Here is a 14,417-nt window from a genome sequence, read left to right as displayed (position 1 = left end):
TCTAGTTTAGTTTTCAGCTTTCTTTTTGTTCATTTTCTTTCTTTTGCATAAAGATTTTCTGAGCTTCCTTAATCTCACCGCGAATTTCAGACATTTCATCATCAAGTTTGGAAGCTGCTTCAGCGGCTCGTTGGAGGCGCTTTTTGACATCATCAGGTATTTTCTTATTGTATTTATAATTCAAAGAATGCTCAATTGTCGCCCAGAAATTCATAGCAAGTGTTCGAATTTGTATTTCAACGAGCAGCATTTGTTCTCCTTGAATCGTTTGAACTGGATACTGAACGACCACATGGTATGATCGATAGCCGCTTACTTTCTGATTCGTCACATAATCTCGTTCTTCAACGATATCAAAATCTTTTCTACCACGAAGGTGATGAATGACTTTATTAATATCTTCTACGAACTGACACATCACACGAACACCTGCAATATCATGCATTTCTTCCTGCAGTCTATTGAGCGGTATGTGTTTCGTTTTGGCTTTATCAAGAATACTTGAAATTGGCTTTACTCTCCCAGTAACAAATTCAACAGGTGAATGATCATCCGCCTTTTCAAATTGTTCTCGAATGCCTTTCAATTTCACTTTCAATTCATTTACTGCTTGTTTATACGGTGCTAAAAATTCTTCCCAATTTTTCATCCAACCACCACCAACGACGATATCTATTATGACGCTGTTAGGAATACTTTCTCAACAGCTTGATTCATCACTTCTCCATAATTCGAATTATCTTTAATATTCTCAACAAGATAGGAAAGTTCCTCTTTTAGATCAGTAAGTTCTATAGATGTGTCATCCTCGGAAGTAACAACCACGTTCACGTCCTGATTGAGCACGTTTGCTAACATTGGCCATACTTCCTCTTGGAAACGAATATATGTATACCCTTCTCCCCCATCGAGTAAATACACAAATGACAAGGAGTCGGAATCCACTAACACATTTCCAGTAGCTGTATAGGAAGTAAGGTCCACTTTTTCATTCAGACCAAAGGTAAGTGTGTGATCTGATAATTCCCCTGTAATGATGTAGTATTGTTCTGGCACAAATACCTCTCCTTTCGTTATTTCCAAGTATGTATCACCTAATAGTTTATCACAATGCAGTGGGAGATTTCACCGTTGTTGTTCTGAATAAAGACATATGCCATAATTCTTTTATATTCATCTAAATGGAGGGTTCACTTATGGCACAGGAAGTAGAAATCGAATTTAAAAATATGCTCACAAAAGAAGAGTATGCCTCTTTACTTGATTACTATAAATTAGAAGAGAACATTAAAACACAAACGAATGATTATTTTGATACAAAGAATTTTATGATTCGTGAAAAAGGAGCTGCGTTACGCATTAGAAACAAGAATGACAAATTCGTATTAACATTAAAGCAGCCTGCCGAGGAAGGACTGCTTGAGACACATCAAGCCGTATCGCAAGAAACCTTTGAAGAGATCAAGAAGGACGGCACACTTCCTGATGGAGAAGTAGCATCGCAGCTAAACGAACTAGGAATTCTATCTCCGCTCCACCACTTAGGACGATTAACGACACATAGAGCTGAATACCAAACGACTCACGGACTGCTCGTCCTCGACCATAGTGAATACCTAGGGAGAGAAGATTTCGAACTTGAGTTTGAAGTCTCTGATTTCACGACAGGAGAGCGTGCCTTCACGTCCCTTCTTCATCAGCATCAAATTCCAAAGAGAAAGACAAATAATAAGATTCTTCGATTCTTCCTAGCATCCCAAGAACAGGCCTAAACGGTCCTGTTCTTTTTGTTTGGCAATGATTTCAAATCGGATTATTTGCTGTTACGTAGGGAGGTTGCTAAAATGAAATTGTAATTAAGTTCTACCTTCCAAAGGGGAAAATGAATATGAAACAAAACATGTATGATCATATCGGCGGTGCGCAGCTTGAACGGCTAGTGACTGCTTTTTATAATCGGGTTTCACAGCATCCCGAATTAAAACCTATCTTTCCAGATGATTTAACTGAAACAGCTAGAAAACAAACTCAATTCCTAACTCAATTTCTCGGAGGGCCGCCTCTATATTCCGAAGAACATGGGCACCCTATGTTAAGAGCGAGGCATCTCCCATTCGAGATAACACCCAAACGTGCGACAGCATGGCTTTCTTGCATGGAGTTAGCAATGGATGAGGTTGAACTAGACGAAGATTTACGAGAACATCTCCTAACAAGGTTAACGTTCACTGCTCATCATATGGTTAACTCGGGTGATCAGGAAGAGAAAGGAGAATCGAATTGACACCGAATGCTACTGGTTCCTATTGCGATTCTTACAATCCAAATGGACAATCCGATACAGCTTGCACGACTACATCTCAAAAAGGTAAACCTATCGAGATCTATTCATTCATTGATCCGCTTTGTCCTGACTGCTGGGGTCTCGAACCGATCATTAAGAAATTACACCTTGAATATGGACATACCTTCCGCATTAGACATCTAGTTGGCGGTAATATAAAATCATTTAACTCGTTTAAACGAAAAAATGAAGGCATCACAACACACGCTGATGTCGCTGAGCGTTGGGAACGTACAGCCAGTCGCTCTGGGATGTCCTGTGACGGTGATTTGTGGTATGAGGACCCTATGGATACCCCTTATATCGCATCAATTGCTATCAAGGCTGCAGAGCTTCAGGGAAAGCTTCCAGGATTTCGTTTCCTAAGGAAAATGAGAGAACTTCTTTTTATCCAAAAGCAAAACATGACAAAAGAAGAAAATCTAGTTCAAGCAGCAAAAGAAACCGGACTTGATGTAGAAGAATTCCAGAAAGATCTTCACTCACAAGCTGCTGTAAAAGCATTTCAATGTGACTTAAAGATCTCTTCAGAAATGGAAGTAAATGAACTTCCTACCCTTGTTTTCTTCAATGAAAATATTGAAGAAGAAGGTCTTAAAATTACAGGACTTTATGAATATGATGTGTATGTTAGAATTCTGACAGAAATGCTTAAAACAACACCAACGCCAGAGCCTCTTCCGTCGCTAGATGAATTCATGGACCGCTATCACTTTGTCGCAACAAAAGAAGTGGCGGTCGTTTACGACATGAGTTGCGACGAGGCAGATGCCGCTATGAAGAAGCTCGCCTTGAAGCAAATGGTAGAGAAAGTGCCCGCGAAACATGGATGTTTCTGGCGCACTGTAAAAAGTTAAGATCGGGCTTCAAAAAAAGAATGAACCAGCATGGTTCATTCTTTTTTGTTCTTACCATTCATTTACCTCTCCCCTTCCAAGTAAGTATATGCTTCATCATTTCTCATAACTATAATACGAGGAGGGAAATTCATGACGCGTTTTCTCATCTTACTAGGTGCGGCACTCATCATCGTTAGCTTTGTCATGTTTATCATGGGATTATTAAGATTTATTCCTGTGCCTATTGGTGGAGCTCTTTTGTTTCTTTCTATTCTTTTTACCGTTAGCATGTACAATTCCAGAAACCAATTCAAAGGATTTAACCGCTAAAAAAAGCCTTCTCTAGTAGTAGAGAAGGCTTTTTAGCGGCTTAGTTTATGCAACCTATTCGTCTTCGAATAACAGATTTTCCATTTCGTTAAGAATGGATTCAAATACATCTAGTGCGTCACTGATTGGTTTAGAAGAAGTCATATCTACTCCGGCCTTTTTCAAGACCTCAATCGGATAATCTGAGCTTCCTGCTTTTAAGAAATCAATGTATCTTGAGACGGCTTCATCGCCTTCTTCAAGAATTTGATTTGAGAGGGATGCAGCTGCGCTAAATCCAGTCGCATATTGGAATACATAGTAATTGTAATAGAAATGAGGAATACGCGCCCACTCAAGTGCAATTTCATCATCGATCACAAGATCGTCACCAAAATACGTTTTGTTAAGATCATAGTAGATCGAAGAAAGAAGATCTGGCGTTAACGGCTCACCATCTTGCGCTCTTTTGTGAATCGCATGCTCAAACTCAGCAAACATCGTTTGTCTAAATACGGTTCCTCTGAATCCTTCTAGATAGTGGTTTAATAAATAAAGCTTTTCCTTTTTGTCTGAAGTGTTTTCGAGCAAATAATGATTGAGTAACGATTCATTTGTTGTTGAAGCAACTTCAGCTACAAAAATGGAATAATTTGCGTAAGGATAAGGTTGGTTTTCTCTTGTGTAATAACTATGAACCGAATGGCCGAACTCGTGAGCGAGCGTAAATAAATTATTCACGTTATCTTGCCAGTTCATTAGAATATATGGACGTGTTCCATACGTACCTGAAGAGTAAGCCCCACTTCTTTTACCTACGTTTTCTTGCACATCTACCCATCGGTTTGAGAAGCCTTCCTCTAAGATCTCTTTGTACTCTTCTCCGAGCGGAGCTAATCCTTTGAGAATATAATCTTTCGCTTCTTTATATGAAACCTCCATCTTTACTTCTGGTACAAGTGGTGTATAGAGATCATACATATGAATTTCCTCAAGACCAAGTGCTTTCTTTCGAAGGTTTACATAGCGATGCAATAGATCAAGGCGATTGTGCACTGTTTCCACAAGGTTGTCATAGACGTCTTCTGGAATGTTATTACTATCAAGTGCAGCTTGTCTTGCCGAATCATAATTACGCACGCTAGCATAATAATTGTCTTTCTTAACTGTTCCACTTAGTGTCGAAGCGAAAGTATTCTTGAATTTCCCATACGTTTCATAGACTGCCTTGAACGCATCTTTTCTTACACGTCGGTCGCTACTCTCAAGAAAACGAATGTAGCGTCCGTGTGTAACTTCCACTTCGTCCCCATTCCCATCCTTAATCGTTGGAAACTTCATATCTGCATTATTTAACATACCAAACGTGTTGCTTGAACTATTCGTTACGTCGCTAACACCAGCCAGAATGGCTTCTTCTTCCTTAGATAAAACGTGCGGACGCTCTCGATTGATTTCGTCTAATGCTTGCTCATAAAGTTTCAGTTCTTTCTTTTCGTTCAAATACTGCTTGATGGTTTCTTCGGGTACGCTTAGAATTTCTGGTACAACAAAAGCGAGCTCACTACTCACCTGCGTCGCAAGATTAGCTGCACGATCATTAAGACCCTGGTAATGGGAGTTTGTCGTATCTTGATCATAGCGCATATGGGCATATGTATACAGCTTGCCAAGCTTAATTGTAATTTCATCTTGTTTTTGAAGGGCCGCATAAAGCGTATCTGCAGAATCGGCTAACTTCCCTTTGTATTCTTCCATATCCGGGAGAAGTGCTTTTATTTCTTTAAATTCCTCATCCCATTTTTGATCGTTTTCGTAAATGGCTTCAAGATCCCAAGTATCTTCTACTGGAATTTCGTCTCGTTTAGGTAGAGCGTTTACTTTTTTCTCTTCCATCATTAGACACCTCCATCAAATAATTACCTCACATACATTATCGTACCATATTCCTCAAAGGATGCTTACAATTTCGCTCGACAAACGTTGCAGTTTCACACAAGTTTCCCGAGAATTTCATGATCTTTTTTAGTGCATTGCTCAACTTGCTGATGAACCTCAGGTTGATAAAGCTTTTCATATCGTTCATTATCCCATTCTTTCAAAACTTTTAACCGAATTAATTGATCAACATACCCTTTTAGTGCCGCTGATACCCCTTCCCCCTGAACCATGTGCGGACTATATCTTACTTTAATAAGAGTAGCATCGATTACTTGTTGGAAGGCATTTATTAATGACTGCATAGAGAATGATTTATTTTGAGGGGTTAAAGAAAGAAAGCAAATAATAATCCACGTTTGCCATAAATAAGAGGGGGTTTCAATCCAGTAGTTTTGCGAAGATGGAATTCCAGCTTCGGAAGGGAAAAATCGAATAGACTTTCCGCTAAGATAGAGTCGTTTACGCAAGAAGTAATAAATGAATGATTTTTCACCATGGGGATTTTGACGCCAAATTTGTTTTTGCTTAAACCATATGGGCACGGATTCATGAATAGTAAAAGGAGAATGAGACTTAAATAAATCGAAATAAGAATTAGTTGAAGCGCTGTGATAAGTGGTTGTACAGATGAATTTTGTAGGGGTTAAGCTATAGTGGATGGTTAGATTCGCGAAGGTACGTTCTTCTGGGCAATAATAGTAAATGGACGGAGAACCTCTATGGTGGGATGCTGCTGCCCAGTCCATAGCTGAAAGGTTGTGGATGAGGGAATATATTCGCTTGAGGCGCTTTGCTCCAAGAATCCATGTCACATGAATGTTTGTAGCGTTATAATCATGTGATCGTTTCGTAAGCAGTCTCGCTTCTATTGAGGCACATTGAAATTCAACCGCCGTACGAGATGAGGGGAGAAATAAATCGGGGCGCTGATTAGAGGCAATTAACACATGTTCTAATTGCACATCCTGATGATCTTCTCTTAGCCAATTATAAAGCTGTTGTTTACCGGTTAAGTGATAATTAGATTCCCGTTCCCATTCCATTTCACAAGGCGGGGACCCTTGATGGGCAAAATGCCATATCTTTTTTTCACCTAGCTTCATCACAACCCGCTCACGGCACCCAGGACAATAATAGGGTGTGGAACGCCTTAATTTCCGTAGCTCATCAAGGCTGAAGCAACGGTCGGCAAGATTGAGTAATGATCCATTTATAGTTGAAGCAGTTAACATCACAACACCTCTCTTTTATTCGTTCCTAACAATAATTCTCTTCCTAGAGAAACATCCCTCTACACTTTCTATATTTATTTGAATAAGATAACCGGTTTAACCACAAAGGATGATTCGTCCCCTTAAAGAAATGAAGAAATAAAAAAAAGCCGATTTCCATAGAAATCGGCCTCACCTTATAAGAGTGGGAAGTGTCCGCGGAGTTGTTCAAGAGCCTGCTCAGAGAGAATCTCCTTACCGTATTCATGAATGCGGTGAATGGTCAGGTCTGTTTCATATCCGTATTCTAACAGCTGACTCAATCGGTTGTCCTGATCTTCTTCTATCAATGTTTCGTCGAAGACAACATGGAGATAATAACGGTCCTCATAATGATACAATCCATTTTCAACTCCAGTTGAATCAAATCCGTGTGACAATGAAATCACATCTTCAAAGTCTCTAAATCCGATCATAAAGGAAAGCTCTTCACCTTCTAACGGTTCAGGCTCGTCTTCTGGATCTAAATTATTCTGAAGCGCAAATTTATCATCAAGAATTTTATCCATATTTTCATCGAGCGGAAGATCAAGCTGCTTATCCTCTGACATCGGAAGTTCAAGTTTGGACCCGTCATTTGACATTTGTGCACGTGTCACAATGATTTCAAGACCCTTTTCAAGTGCTTGAACTTGTATCCAGAGTGGACCCTCAAGTGAAAACTGTTCCCTTTGATGCGCTTCGTCCATCATTTCCCAGAACAATTCTTCTCCTCTTTCTCTGTCGTACCAAATTTCTTCTCGATCGAACCCTCTATTTTCAATATCTCTATACGTAATAAAGAATTTTAAAGTATTCGCATTGACGCGTTCGATTTCCATGTGCACTCTCTCCCTCCTGTTTAGTTAACCGGAAGGCTATTCCCTCTGGGATACTCCTAATTTTCTCTTTCCCTTAAGTGGCTTGAGTTTAACCACTTTTTCTCTTGTAATACCATTCTATGATAAACCATCAAAGAATGGAAATAAAAAATCGTTTGATTTTTTCACTCATATTAAACCATATACACGATATATTTATTTATGTGTATAGCTTGCCCTAAAGTGCTCCTGTCATATGATTAAAAATTCGCTATTCGGGAGTGGATTCCTTGCTTACCTTAGAAACCATGACACAGATTCTGTTTATTATCGGTATTGATATCGTCCTAGGTGGTGACAACGCAGTTGTAATCGCCCTCGCGTGTCGTAATCTCCCCGATTCTCATCGCAACAAAGCCATCATGATGGGAACAGCCATTGCTGTTGGACTTAGAATAGCACTAACCATTGTCGCTGTCTATTTATTGATGCTCCCTTTCTTATTAATTGTTGGTAGCCTCTTTCTTCTCTACATTTCCTTCAAATTGGTAATCGATAGTGAAAGTAATGAATCGGTCCAATCCACCTTTTCGTTTTGGGGAGCCATTCGAACCATCGTCATAGCAGATCTCATTATGGGGCTCGATAATGTACTAGCGATCGCTGGTGCATCCGAGGGGAAACTGCCGCTTGTCGTTTTTGGATTATTCATCTCTATCCCTATTATCGTATGGGGTAGTAGAATGATCATGCATGCCCTTGATCATTTTCCTGTTTTAATTTATATTGGCGCAGGCATTTTAGCTTTTACTTCTGCAAGGATGTTAACAAGCGCAGCAGAATTAAAAACCTTCTTTTATACATACCCTTCCATGGAAGTGGCCATCGAGATTATTTTTCTTCTCGTTGTGATTGTTGGAGGATGGTTAGTAAAGAAGGTGAAAGGGAACATTCTTTACATTTATTAAGAGCTACAAAAAAACTTCTACAGGATCTCCTGTAGAAGTTTTTATTAGGTAGCTCTGTTAATGAACCTTTAACTCGAATGAATTAAAACCGAGCTTCATTATTATAAGCTAATTAATTAACGAGACGCTGTGCCTCTTGAAGTTGAAAAGTACGAACCTTGCGAGGTAGGAAACGACGAATTTCATCTTCGTTATAACCAACCTGTAGTCTTTTTTCATCCAAAATGATTGGACGGCGAAGCAATCCTGGATGCTCGCTAATTAGCTCAAACAATTCCTGTAAAGAAACCGTATCAAGATTTAAGTTCAATTCCTGGAAAGTTTTTGAGCGAGTTGATATAATTTCATCTGTTCCGTCTTCAGTCATACGTAGAATTTCTTTCACTTCTTCAATAGTAAGAGGTTCAGAAAAAATGTTACGTTCTGTAAACGGAATATCGTGCTCCTGCAACCACGCCTTCGCTTTTCGACAAGATGTGCAGCTTGGTGATGTATAGAGTGTTACCATAAGGAATTGCTCCTTTCTATAAGTAAACGTCAAATCTACATTAGAAAAATTATCTTTTCACAATTTGTATTATACTACAATTCTTATCAAATAAATAGAGGATGACAAAAATTACATAAAAGCTATACAATAACTATACAAATGATTTATGTTAAGTCTAACTCCTATATACCCCTTCTTCACGCTCCCAAACCTTTATTGTTTAAAAATGTTTGATTTTTATCTGAAAAAAGTTTCCTTCACATGATACGATTCATAAGAGATACACTAATTCTGAGGTGAATAATATGAAAAAGGCTCTGTTTCTTGTAAGTATGCTCGTCTTTGCAAGCGCTTGTACAACACAGGAAATTACAAATGAAGAAACTTCAAATGAACCGATTCCAGTTGAAGTCGCTACTGCTCAACAAAAAAACATTTCGAATGAACTTGAATTAGCCGGACAAGCTACTCCTGGAGTGACGATCCCGCTCGCTGCCCCTTCTCCACTCGAGGTAAAAGAAATAAACGTGACTGTTGGAAGCTCTGTGGAAAAAGGAGATCTCATTGCTTCTCTCGATGATTCTACAGCGAGAGAAAATGTCAACCAGCTAACGAATGCGGTCAATGAGCTTGAAAAAGCCGTTAGCCAGGCTCAAGAATTGTCTGGACAAGCAGAAAAAAGTGCTCAAGAGTTAAAAAATCTTCAAGATGAATTAAATGCTTCACTCGAACGATCTAAGCAGCTACTTAATGAACTTGATTCAGAAGAAGTGACAGCTGCTGATGTTTTAAAGGAAAGTCTTGAAGTAACCATAAAGCAGGCACAATTATCCCAAGCTGCAGCCCAGGTTCCTTCAATGTCAGCAGGTAATGTGACACAGCTTGAAACACAGTTGTCCGAAACGAAAGCAAGCCTTAACCAGGCAAGGGACGTCCTAAATGCAACTACCATTGAATCACCTATAAATGGGATTGTTTCTCAAATCAATGCTGAAGAAAATGCTGCAGCCGTGCCAAGCACCCCGCTTGCGGTCGTCGTGAATTTAAATCCGATTAACGCTGCCTTTCAAGTAAATAGCTTTCAAATTACACAGTTACAAAAAGATCAGGAAGTGAAGATCACTTTTGACGGTGTCGATGGATCTTTTGATGGGAAATTAAAAGCGATCCCACCTACAGCAAATGAACAAACGGGTTCATTTCTAATTGAGATTCCAATTGAAAACAAAGATTTAAAAATTAAAGGTGGTATGAAAGCAACTGCGACCATACAAACAGACGTCATAGAGAACGCTGTAACTGTCCCTAAGGATTCAATTATCTATGGTGATGATGAAACGTATGTTTACGCACCACAAGGAAAGAAAGTGAAACAAGTTAACGTCGAGCTAGGAGCAGAGACTGATGAAAGCATTCAAATTACGAAAGGTCTCTCAAAAGGTGATAAAGTCATCACTAAAGGTAAAGATCGTCTAAACGAAGCATCTGAAATCCAGGTACAGAAGTGAGTTGAACACACATGAATATTGCTAAGCTTTCCGTCTTTCGTCCAATTGCTATGGGGATGGTGATTATTTTCATCCTCATTATCGGAACAGTATCACTACGTAACATGCCAGTTGATCTGTTTCCCGATCTTACTTTCCCTGTTGCAGCCGTAACGGTTACATATGATGGTGCTGGTCCTGAAGAAGTTGAGAACTTACTAGCCTCCCCTCTTGAGAACGTGATGGGTACCCTACCGAATGTCGAAAGTATATCGTCCGTCTCACAAAATGGTGGTGCACTGATCCTCGTTTCATTCGAATGGGGAACAGATATGGATTTTGCCACGTTAAATATGAGGGAACAAATTGATGCAGTTAGAGACTCTCTACCTTCTGAAGTACCAATTCCTAAAGTATTGCGTTTTAATCCAAGTGATATTCCTATCATGCAACTTGGAGTGGCTGGATCGGAGGAAGATCTTACTGCAGTAAAGAAAGTAATTGAAGATCAAATTAAACCTTCACTTGATTCAGTACCAGGGGTTGCAGCTGTTACGATTGAAGGTCAGTTAGAGAAGGAAATTAGATTAACTGCTGATCCAGATAAATTAAGTCAATATGGCGTCACCCTTACAAACTTACAGCAGCTCATTGGATCAGAAAATCTTAACTTACCAAGCGGATCTATTGAAACAGAGAATAAAAACCTGCCTCTTCGCGTAACAGGAGAGTTTAAATCCGTTGATGATTTGAAAAACTTATCCGTTCCAACACAGAATGGTACCGTCAAACTTAATCAGCTCGTTGAAATCGAAGAAATGATGAAACCTGCTGTTCAAGAAAGTTTCTTAAATGGTGAGCCGGCGATTGGTTTTTCAATTCAAAAACAATCTGGAGCAAACACCGTTCAAGTAGTGAAGCAAATTAATGAGAAGCTTGAAGAAATTCAGCCTTCCCTACCAGAAAGCATGGAAATTAAAACCGTATTCGATCAGGCGAAATTTATTAATCAGTCAATCCGTGCTGTTGTATGGAATATTATTATTGGAAGTCTTTTAGCTTCTGCCGTTCTATACCTGTTCTTACGCAATATTCGCAGTACGCTAATTATCGGTTTATCAATACCTATTTCGATCGTGGGTGCATTTATTTTAATGTATTTCTCAGGTCAAACGATCAACCTCCTAACACTAGGAGGCCTCGCGCTCGGAGTTGGAATGATGGTAGACAACTCTATTGTTATTCTAGAAAACATTTACCGACTAAGGCAGGAAGGTAAATCACTGAAAGAAGCGGCAGTAGATGGTACGAAAGAAGTTGGTAGTGCAATCATTGCATCTACACTCACTACAGTTGTAGTATTCTTACCAATTGTATTTGTTACTGGGCTCGCTGCCCAGCTCTTTAAACCATTAGCGCTAGCTGTTACCTTCTCACTATTAGCGTCTCTATTTACAGCACTTATTATTGTGCCACTATTATCATCTCTTCTGATGAACCGAAACGAATCCAAATCGATTTTTCAACTTAAATTTGATCGGGTTAATCAATGGTATCGTCGAGTATTAGATAAAACGCTGTCTCATCCTAAAAAAACAATCGGCTTTACCGTTCTGCTCCTTGCTATTTCAGCAGCCGGAACGCCTTTTATTGGGACAGAATTCCTTCCTGCACAGGATCAGAGCTTTGTGAATGTATCAGCGAACCTTCCTGCAGGAAGCTCGCTTGACGCCACTGAAACCGTCACAGAGGAAATTGATAACGTCTTAAAGTCGATTCCTGAAGTTGATCTATCCTATTTAACAGCTGGAGGAACCGACAACTTTAGTGTTGGAGCTGGCAGTCAAACGAACCGGGCTAGCTACAGCGTCCTGCTCGTTCCAATCAATGAGCGAGATCAATCTGACTTAGAAGTAGCCGAAGATATACGAAAGAAGCTTAAAGGTATACCGAACGCCGATATTTCTGTATCTGCCAGTGATTCTGGATTTAGCGCTGATCCTATTTCAATTAACATCATCGGACCTGAGCTTGATGTTTTGAAAGAACTTTCGGATGATGTGATGGAGAGCTTATCAGAAGTCGATGGCGTAAGAGAACCAACTTCGAGTATCGAATCCAATAATCCAGAAGTTCAAATTCTAATCGATCGTGAGAAGGCTGCGAGCTATGGAATAGGCAGCTCACAAATTTCAACAACGATTTCTAATGCCACAAAAGGACTTGTAGCGAGCAATCTTGCAAGAGATGGCAATCAATTAGATATCCGCTTAGCAGTTGAAGATAAATATACAGATTCCCTTGATTCTCTATCTAGCCTATTAATCGAGACTCAAACTGGGGAAAAAATCCCCCTTTCTGCTGTTGCCGAAATTAAACGGGGGCTTGGTCCATCGGAAATTACACGTTCGGATCGATTAAGACAAGTGGAAATAACGGCGAGTCTATTGGGTCGAGATCTTGGAACGGTTACAGATGAAATTCGCGAAAAACTAGTCAAAGACGTTCCGCTCCCTGGTAATTCATATAAAATCACTTTTGGTGGACAAGATGAACAAATGAATGATGCTTTCTTTAAATTGTCCGGTGCTCTTGCTCTTGCCATTGTTCTTGTTTATATGGTTATGGCAGGACAGTTTGAATCATTTCTCTATCCGTTTATCATTATGTTTTCTGTTCCACTCACAGCTATTGGGATTATTTTCGGCCTCCTTATCTCCTTCCAGCCTCTTGGAGTTGGTTCACTCGTTGGTATGCTTATTTTAACGGGGATCGTGGTCAATAATGCGATTGTACTCGTTGATTATATTAATAAGCTTCGTGAAACAGGGATGGGAACTCGTGAAGCGATTTTAGAAGCAGGCCCCATTCGCTTAAGACCGATTTTAATGACAGCTTTAACGACGATTCTAGGTCTAGTTCCTTTATCATTCGGGTTTGGTGAAGGTACAGAAATTCAGCAACCGATGGCCATCGTCATCGCATTCGGATTGAGTGTAGCAACGTTTATAACATTAGTATTTATTCCTGTTGTTTATTACTTGATTGATCTACGTCGTCAGAAACGATTGGATAAAAAATTAGAAACAAATGAATAGAAAAAAACCGAAAGCCAGTTTTAAGGCTTTCGGTTTTTTGTTACATTTTTTATGCAGATGTTCTCGTATTTGAGGCGGGCTCTTTCGAAGACTGCGGTTTCCAGGTTTTCCATCGTCGTTTCAATAAATCCTTCAACCATTCGCGCTTCTTTTGCTTTTTCTTCTCACGATTCTTCATAAGAAGGTTCCCTCCTGATCGAAAACAATACTCTTACTCTTCAATGAGTTCCTTATCTTCTTTAAGACTCAGCACTTCTTCGACAGGCTGATAAGACTCACCATACAACTGCATATCTTTGTAAGTATGAATCTCCTGATACGTATGCTTCATCGCTTCGTAAATTTCTTTCTCACCAGCTTCGTTTGGAGACCAGAAAAGAATTTCCATTTCATTAATCTCGTTTGTAGCAAGAGATCTTCTTCGGTAGCCAATTGACTTCGCGTGTTTAAATCCTTCTCTCAAATAAAAGCGCTGTCTTTTTTCAGTATCCGTTTCATCGTAATCAACAGGCTCTACCTCGAGGATAATTGGCTTATTCTTTCCTTTAAGTTCTTCAATTAATTTCTTTCCTAGCCCCTGACCTCTGGCATCCTTGGAAACGAAAATATAATCCACGAATATGAAATCAGGAAGATCGGCATACATTAGAACATGGTGCGGTCCCTCGTCCTTATTGTAAATGTCACCTTTTTCTTCAAGCAGTAAGTCCATATGCTCTTTTGATTTCATCTCTTCAATGGGGAAATATTGCTTCAGCTTCTCATACCAGTTCATTGATCTACTCCCTTTTAAATTAATTCGTCACTAATAGTATAACACATTTATCCAGTAAAATAGTGCTAAGCTAGATAAGGCAGTAGTTATTTTCC

The 14,417-nt window shown here is 39.5% G+C and carries 15 protein-coding genes; 7 read left to right on the top strand and 8 right to left on the bottom strand.

What is annotated here, in order from left to right; genetic code table 11:
- Positions 1-13: 13 nt before the first annotated feature.
- Together yjbM and AC0VYH_RS08765 are read right to left on the bottom strand one after the other, a co-directional pair.
- The gene (yjbM, locus tag AC0VYH_RS08770; RefSeq protein WP_194221210.1) at positions 14-649 is read right to left on the bottom strand and encodes a GTP diphosphokinase; all 636 of its coding nucleotides are present in this window, start codon (positions 647-649) and stop codon (positions 14-16) included.
- A gap of 26 nt (positions 650-675) precedes the next feature.
- Entirely contained in the window at positions 676-1,083 is a 408-nt protein-coding gene (locus tag AC0VYH_RS08765; RefSeq protein WP_475373658.1) for a UPF0738 family protein, read from the bottom strand.
- Positions 1,084-1,196: 113 nt separating this feature from the next.
- Here AC0VYH_RS08765 and AC0VYH_RS08760 point away from each other — a divergent pair, with 113 nt between their 5' ends.
- The 4 genes from AC0VYH_RS08760 (at position 1,197) to AC0VYH_RS08745 (ending at position 3,513) form a co-directional block, all read left to right on the top strand.
- Positions 1,197-1,772 carry a CYTH domain-containing protein gene (locus tag AC0VYH_RS08760; RefSeq protein WP_475368867.1) on the top strand — a complete coding sequence of 192 codons (576 nt, stop codon included), beginning with the start codon at positions 1,197-1,199 and terminating at the stop codon, positions 1,770-1,772.
- A 116-nt stretch (positions 1,773-1,888) separates the two neighbouring features.
- The gene (locus AC0VYH_RS08755) at positions 1,889-2,284 is read left to right on the top strand and encodes a globin domain-containing protein (protein ID WP_404682403.1); all 396 of its coding nucleotides are present in this window, start codon (positions 1,889-1,891) and stop codon (positions 2,282-2,284) included.
- Between the two features lie 92 nt (positions 2,285-2,376).
- Positions 2,377-3,201, top strand: a complete 825-nt coding sequence (locus AC0VYH_RS08750; protein ID WP_475373784.1) for a ClpXP adapter SpxH family protein — start codon at positions 2,377-2,379, stop codon at positions 3,199-3,201.
- Positions 3,202-3,333: 132 nt separating this feature from the next.
- The gene (locus AC0VYH_RS08745) at positions 3,334-3,513 is read left to right on the top strand and encodes a hypothetical protein (RefSeq protein WP_430242090.1); all 180 of its coding nucleotides are present in this window, start codon (positions 3,334-3,336) and stop codon (positions 3,511-3,513) included.
- Between the two features lie 54 nt (positions 3,514-3,567).
- On the opposite strand, the gene pepF is transcribed toward AC0VYH_RS08745, so the two are convergent.
- The 3 genes from pepF to mecA form a co-directional block, all read right to left on the bottom strand.
- Positions 3,568-5,391 (bottom strand): oligoendopeptidase F, encoded by a 1,824-nt coding sequence (pepF, locus tag AC0VYH_RS08740; protein WP_475373657.1) that lies wholly within the window; start codon positions 5,389-5,391, stop codon positions 3,568-3,570.
- Positions 5,392-5,483: 92 nt separating this feature from the next.
- Entirely contained in the window at positions 5,484-6,665 is a 1,182-nt protein-coding gene (locus AC0VYH_RS08735) for a competence protein CoiA (RefSeq protein ID WP_475373656.1), read from the bottom strand.
- A 176-nt stretch (positions 6,666-6,841) separates the two neighbouring features.
- Positions 6,842-7,525, bottom strand: coding sequence for an adaptor protein MecA (mecA, locus tag AC0VYH_RS08730; protein ID WP_194222276.1), 684 nt, complete (start codon positions 7,523-7,525; stop codon positions 6,842-6,844).
- A 287-nt stretch (positions 7,526-7,812) separates the two neighbouring features.
- Here mecA and AC0VYH_RS08725 point away from each other — a divergent pair, with 287 nt between their 5' ends.
- Positions 7,813-8,472 (top strand): TerC family protein, encoded by a 660-nt coding sequence (locus AC0VYH_RS08725; protein WP_430242415.1) that lies wholly within the window; start codon positions 7,813-7,815, stop codon positions 8,470-8,472.
- A gap of 112 nt (positions 8,473-8,584) precedes the next feature.
- On the opposite strand, the gene spxA is transcribed toward AC0VYH_RS08725, so the two are convergent.
- Positions 8,585-8,980: a transcriptional regulator SpxA gene (gene spxA, locus AC0VYH_RS08720; protein WP_098443134.1), complete on the bottom strand. Its 396-nt coding sequence runs from the start codon at positions 8,978-8,980 to the stop codon at positions 8,585-8,587.
- Between the two features lie 287 nt (positions 8,981-9,267).
- Here spxA and AC0VYH_RS08715 point away from each other — a divergent pair, with 287 nt between their 5' ends.
- Together AC0VYH_RS08715 and AC0VYH_RS08710 are read left to right on the top strand one after the other, a co-directional pair.
- The gene (locus AC0VYH_RS08715) at positions 9,268-10,470 is read left to right on the top strand and encodes an efflux RND transporter periplasmic adaptor subunit (protein ID WP_475367186.1); all 1,203 of its coding nucleotides are present in this window, start codon (positions 9,268-9,270) and stop codon (positions 10,468-10,470) included.
- Between the two features lie 11 nt (positions 10,471-10,481).
- The gene (locus AC0VYH_RS08710; RefSeq protein WP_475373655.1) at positions 10,482-13,547 is read left to right on the top strand and encodes an efflux RND transporter permease subunit; all 3,066 of its coding nucleotides are present in this window, start codon (positions 10,482-10,484) and stop codon (positions 13,545-13,547) included.
- A gap of 49 nt (positions 13,548-13,596) precedes the next feature.
- Here the strand turns inward: AC0VYH_RS08710 and AC0VYH_RS08705 are convergent, their stop codons facing one another.
- Positions 13,597-13,725, bottom strand: coding sequence for a hypothetical protein (locus tag AC0VYH_RS08705; RefSeq protein ID WP_255462008.1), 129 nt, complete (start codon positions 13,723-13,725; stop codon positions 13,597-13,599).
- A 33-nt stretch (positions 13,726-13,758) separates the two neighbouring features.
- Positions 13,759-14,322, bottom strand: a complete 564-nt coding sequence (locus AC0VYH_RS08700) for a GNAT family N-acetyltransferase (protein ID WP_194221199.1) — start codon at positions 14,320-14,322, stop codon at positions 13,759-13,761.
- Positions 14,323-14,417 lie beyond the last annotated feature (95 nt).

The organism is Anaerobacillus sp. QJM3NY_32 (assembly GCF_056173645.1).
The sequence above is the reverse complement of the archived record's forward strand: the minus strand, read 5'-3'. Positions and strand labels throughout refer to the sequence as shown.

Coding starts and splice junctions, on each gene's coding strand:
- yjbM (WP_194221210.1), bottom strand. CDS start 649: ATGAAAAATTGGGAAGAATTTTTAGCACCGTATAAACAAGCAGTAAAT.
- AC0VYH_RS08760 (WP_475368867.1), top strand. CDS start 1,197: ATGGCACAGGAAGTAGAAATCGAATTTAAAAATATGCTCACAAAAGAA.
- AC0VYH_RS08755 (WP_404682403.1), top strand. CDS start 1,889: ATGAAACAAAACATGTATGATCATATCGGCGGTGCGCAGCTTGAACGG.
- AC0VYH_RS08745 (WP_430242090.1), top strand. CDS start 3,334: ATGACGCGTTTTCTCATCTTACTAGGTGCGGCACTCATCATCGTTAGC.
- pepF (WP_475373657.1), bottom strand. CDS start 5,391: ATGATGGAAGAGAAAAAAGTAAACGCTCTACCTAAACGAGACGAAATT.
- AC0VYH_RS08735 (WP_475373656.1), bottom strand. CDS start 6,665: ATGTTAACTGCTTCAACTATAAATGGATCATTACTCAATCTTGCCGAC.
- mecA (WP_194222276.1), bottom strand. CDS start 7,525: ATGGAAATCGAACGCGTCAATGCGAATACTTTAAAATTCTTTATTACG.
- AC0VYH_RS08725 (WP_430242415.1), top strand. CDS start 7,813: ATGACACAGATTCTGTTTATTATCGGTATTGATATCGTCCTAGGTGGT.
- spxA (WP_098443134.1), bottom strand. CDS start 8,980: ATGGTAACACTCTATACATCACCAAGCTGCACATCTTGTCGAAAAGCG.
- AC0VYH_RS08715 (WP_475367186.1), top strand. CDS start 9,268: ATGAAAAAGGCTCTGTTTCTTGTAAGTATGCTCGTCTTTGCAAGCGCT.
- AC0VYH_RS08710 (WP_475373655.1), top strand. CDS start 10,482: ATGAATATTGCTAAGCTTTCCGTCTTTCGTCCAATTGCTATGGGGATG.
- AC0VYH_RS08705 (WP_255462008.1), bottom strand. CDS start 13,725: ATGAAGAATCGTGAGAAGAAAAAGCAAAAGAAGCGCGAATGGTTGAAG.
- AC0VYH_RS08700 (WP_194221199.1), bottom strand. CDS start 14,322: ATGAACTGGTATGAGAAGCTGAAGCAATATTTCCCCATTGAAGAGATG.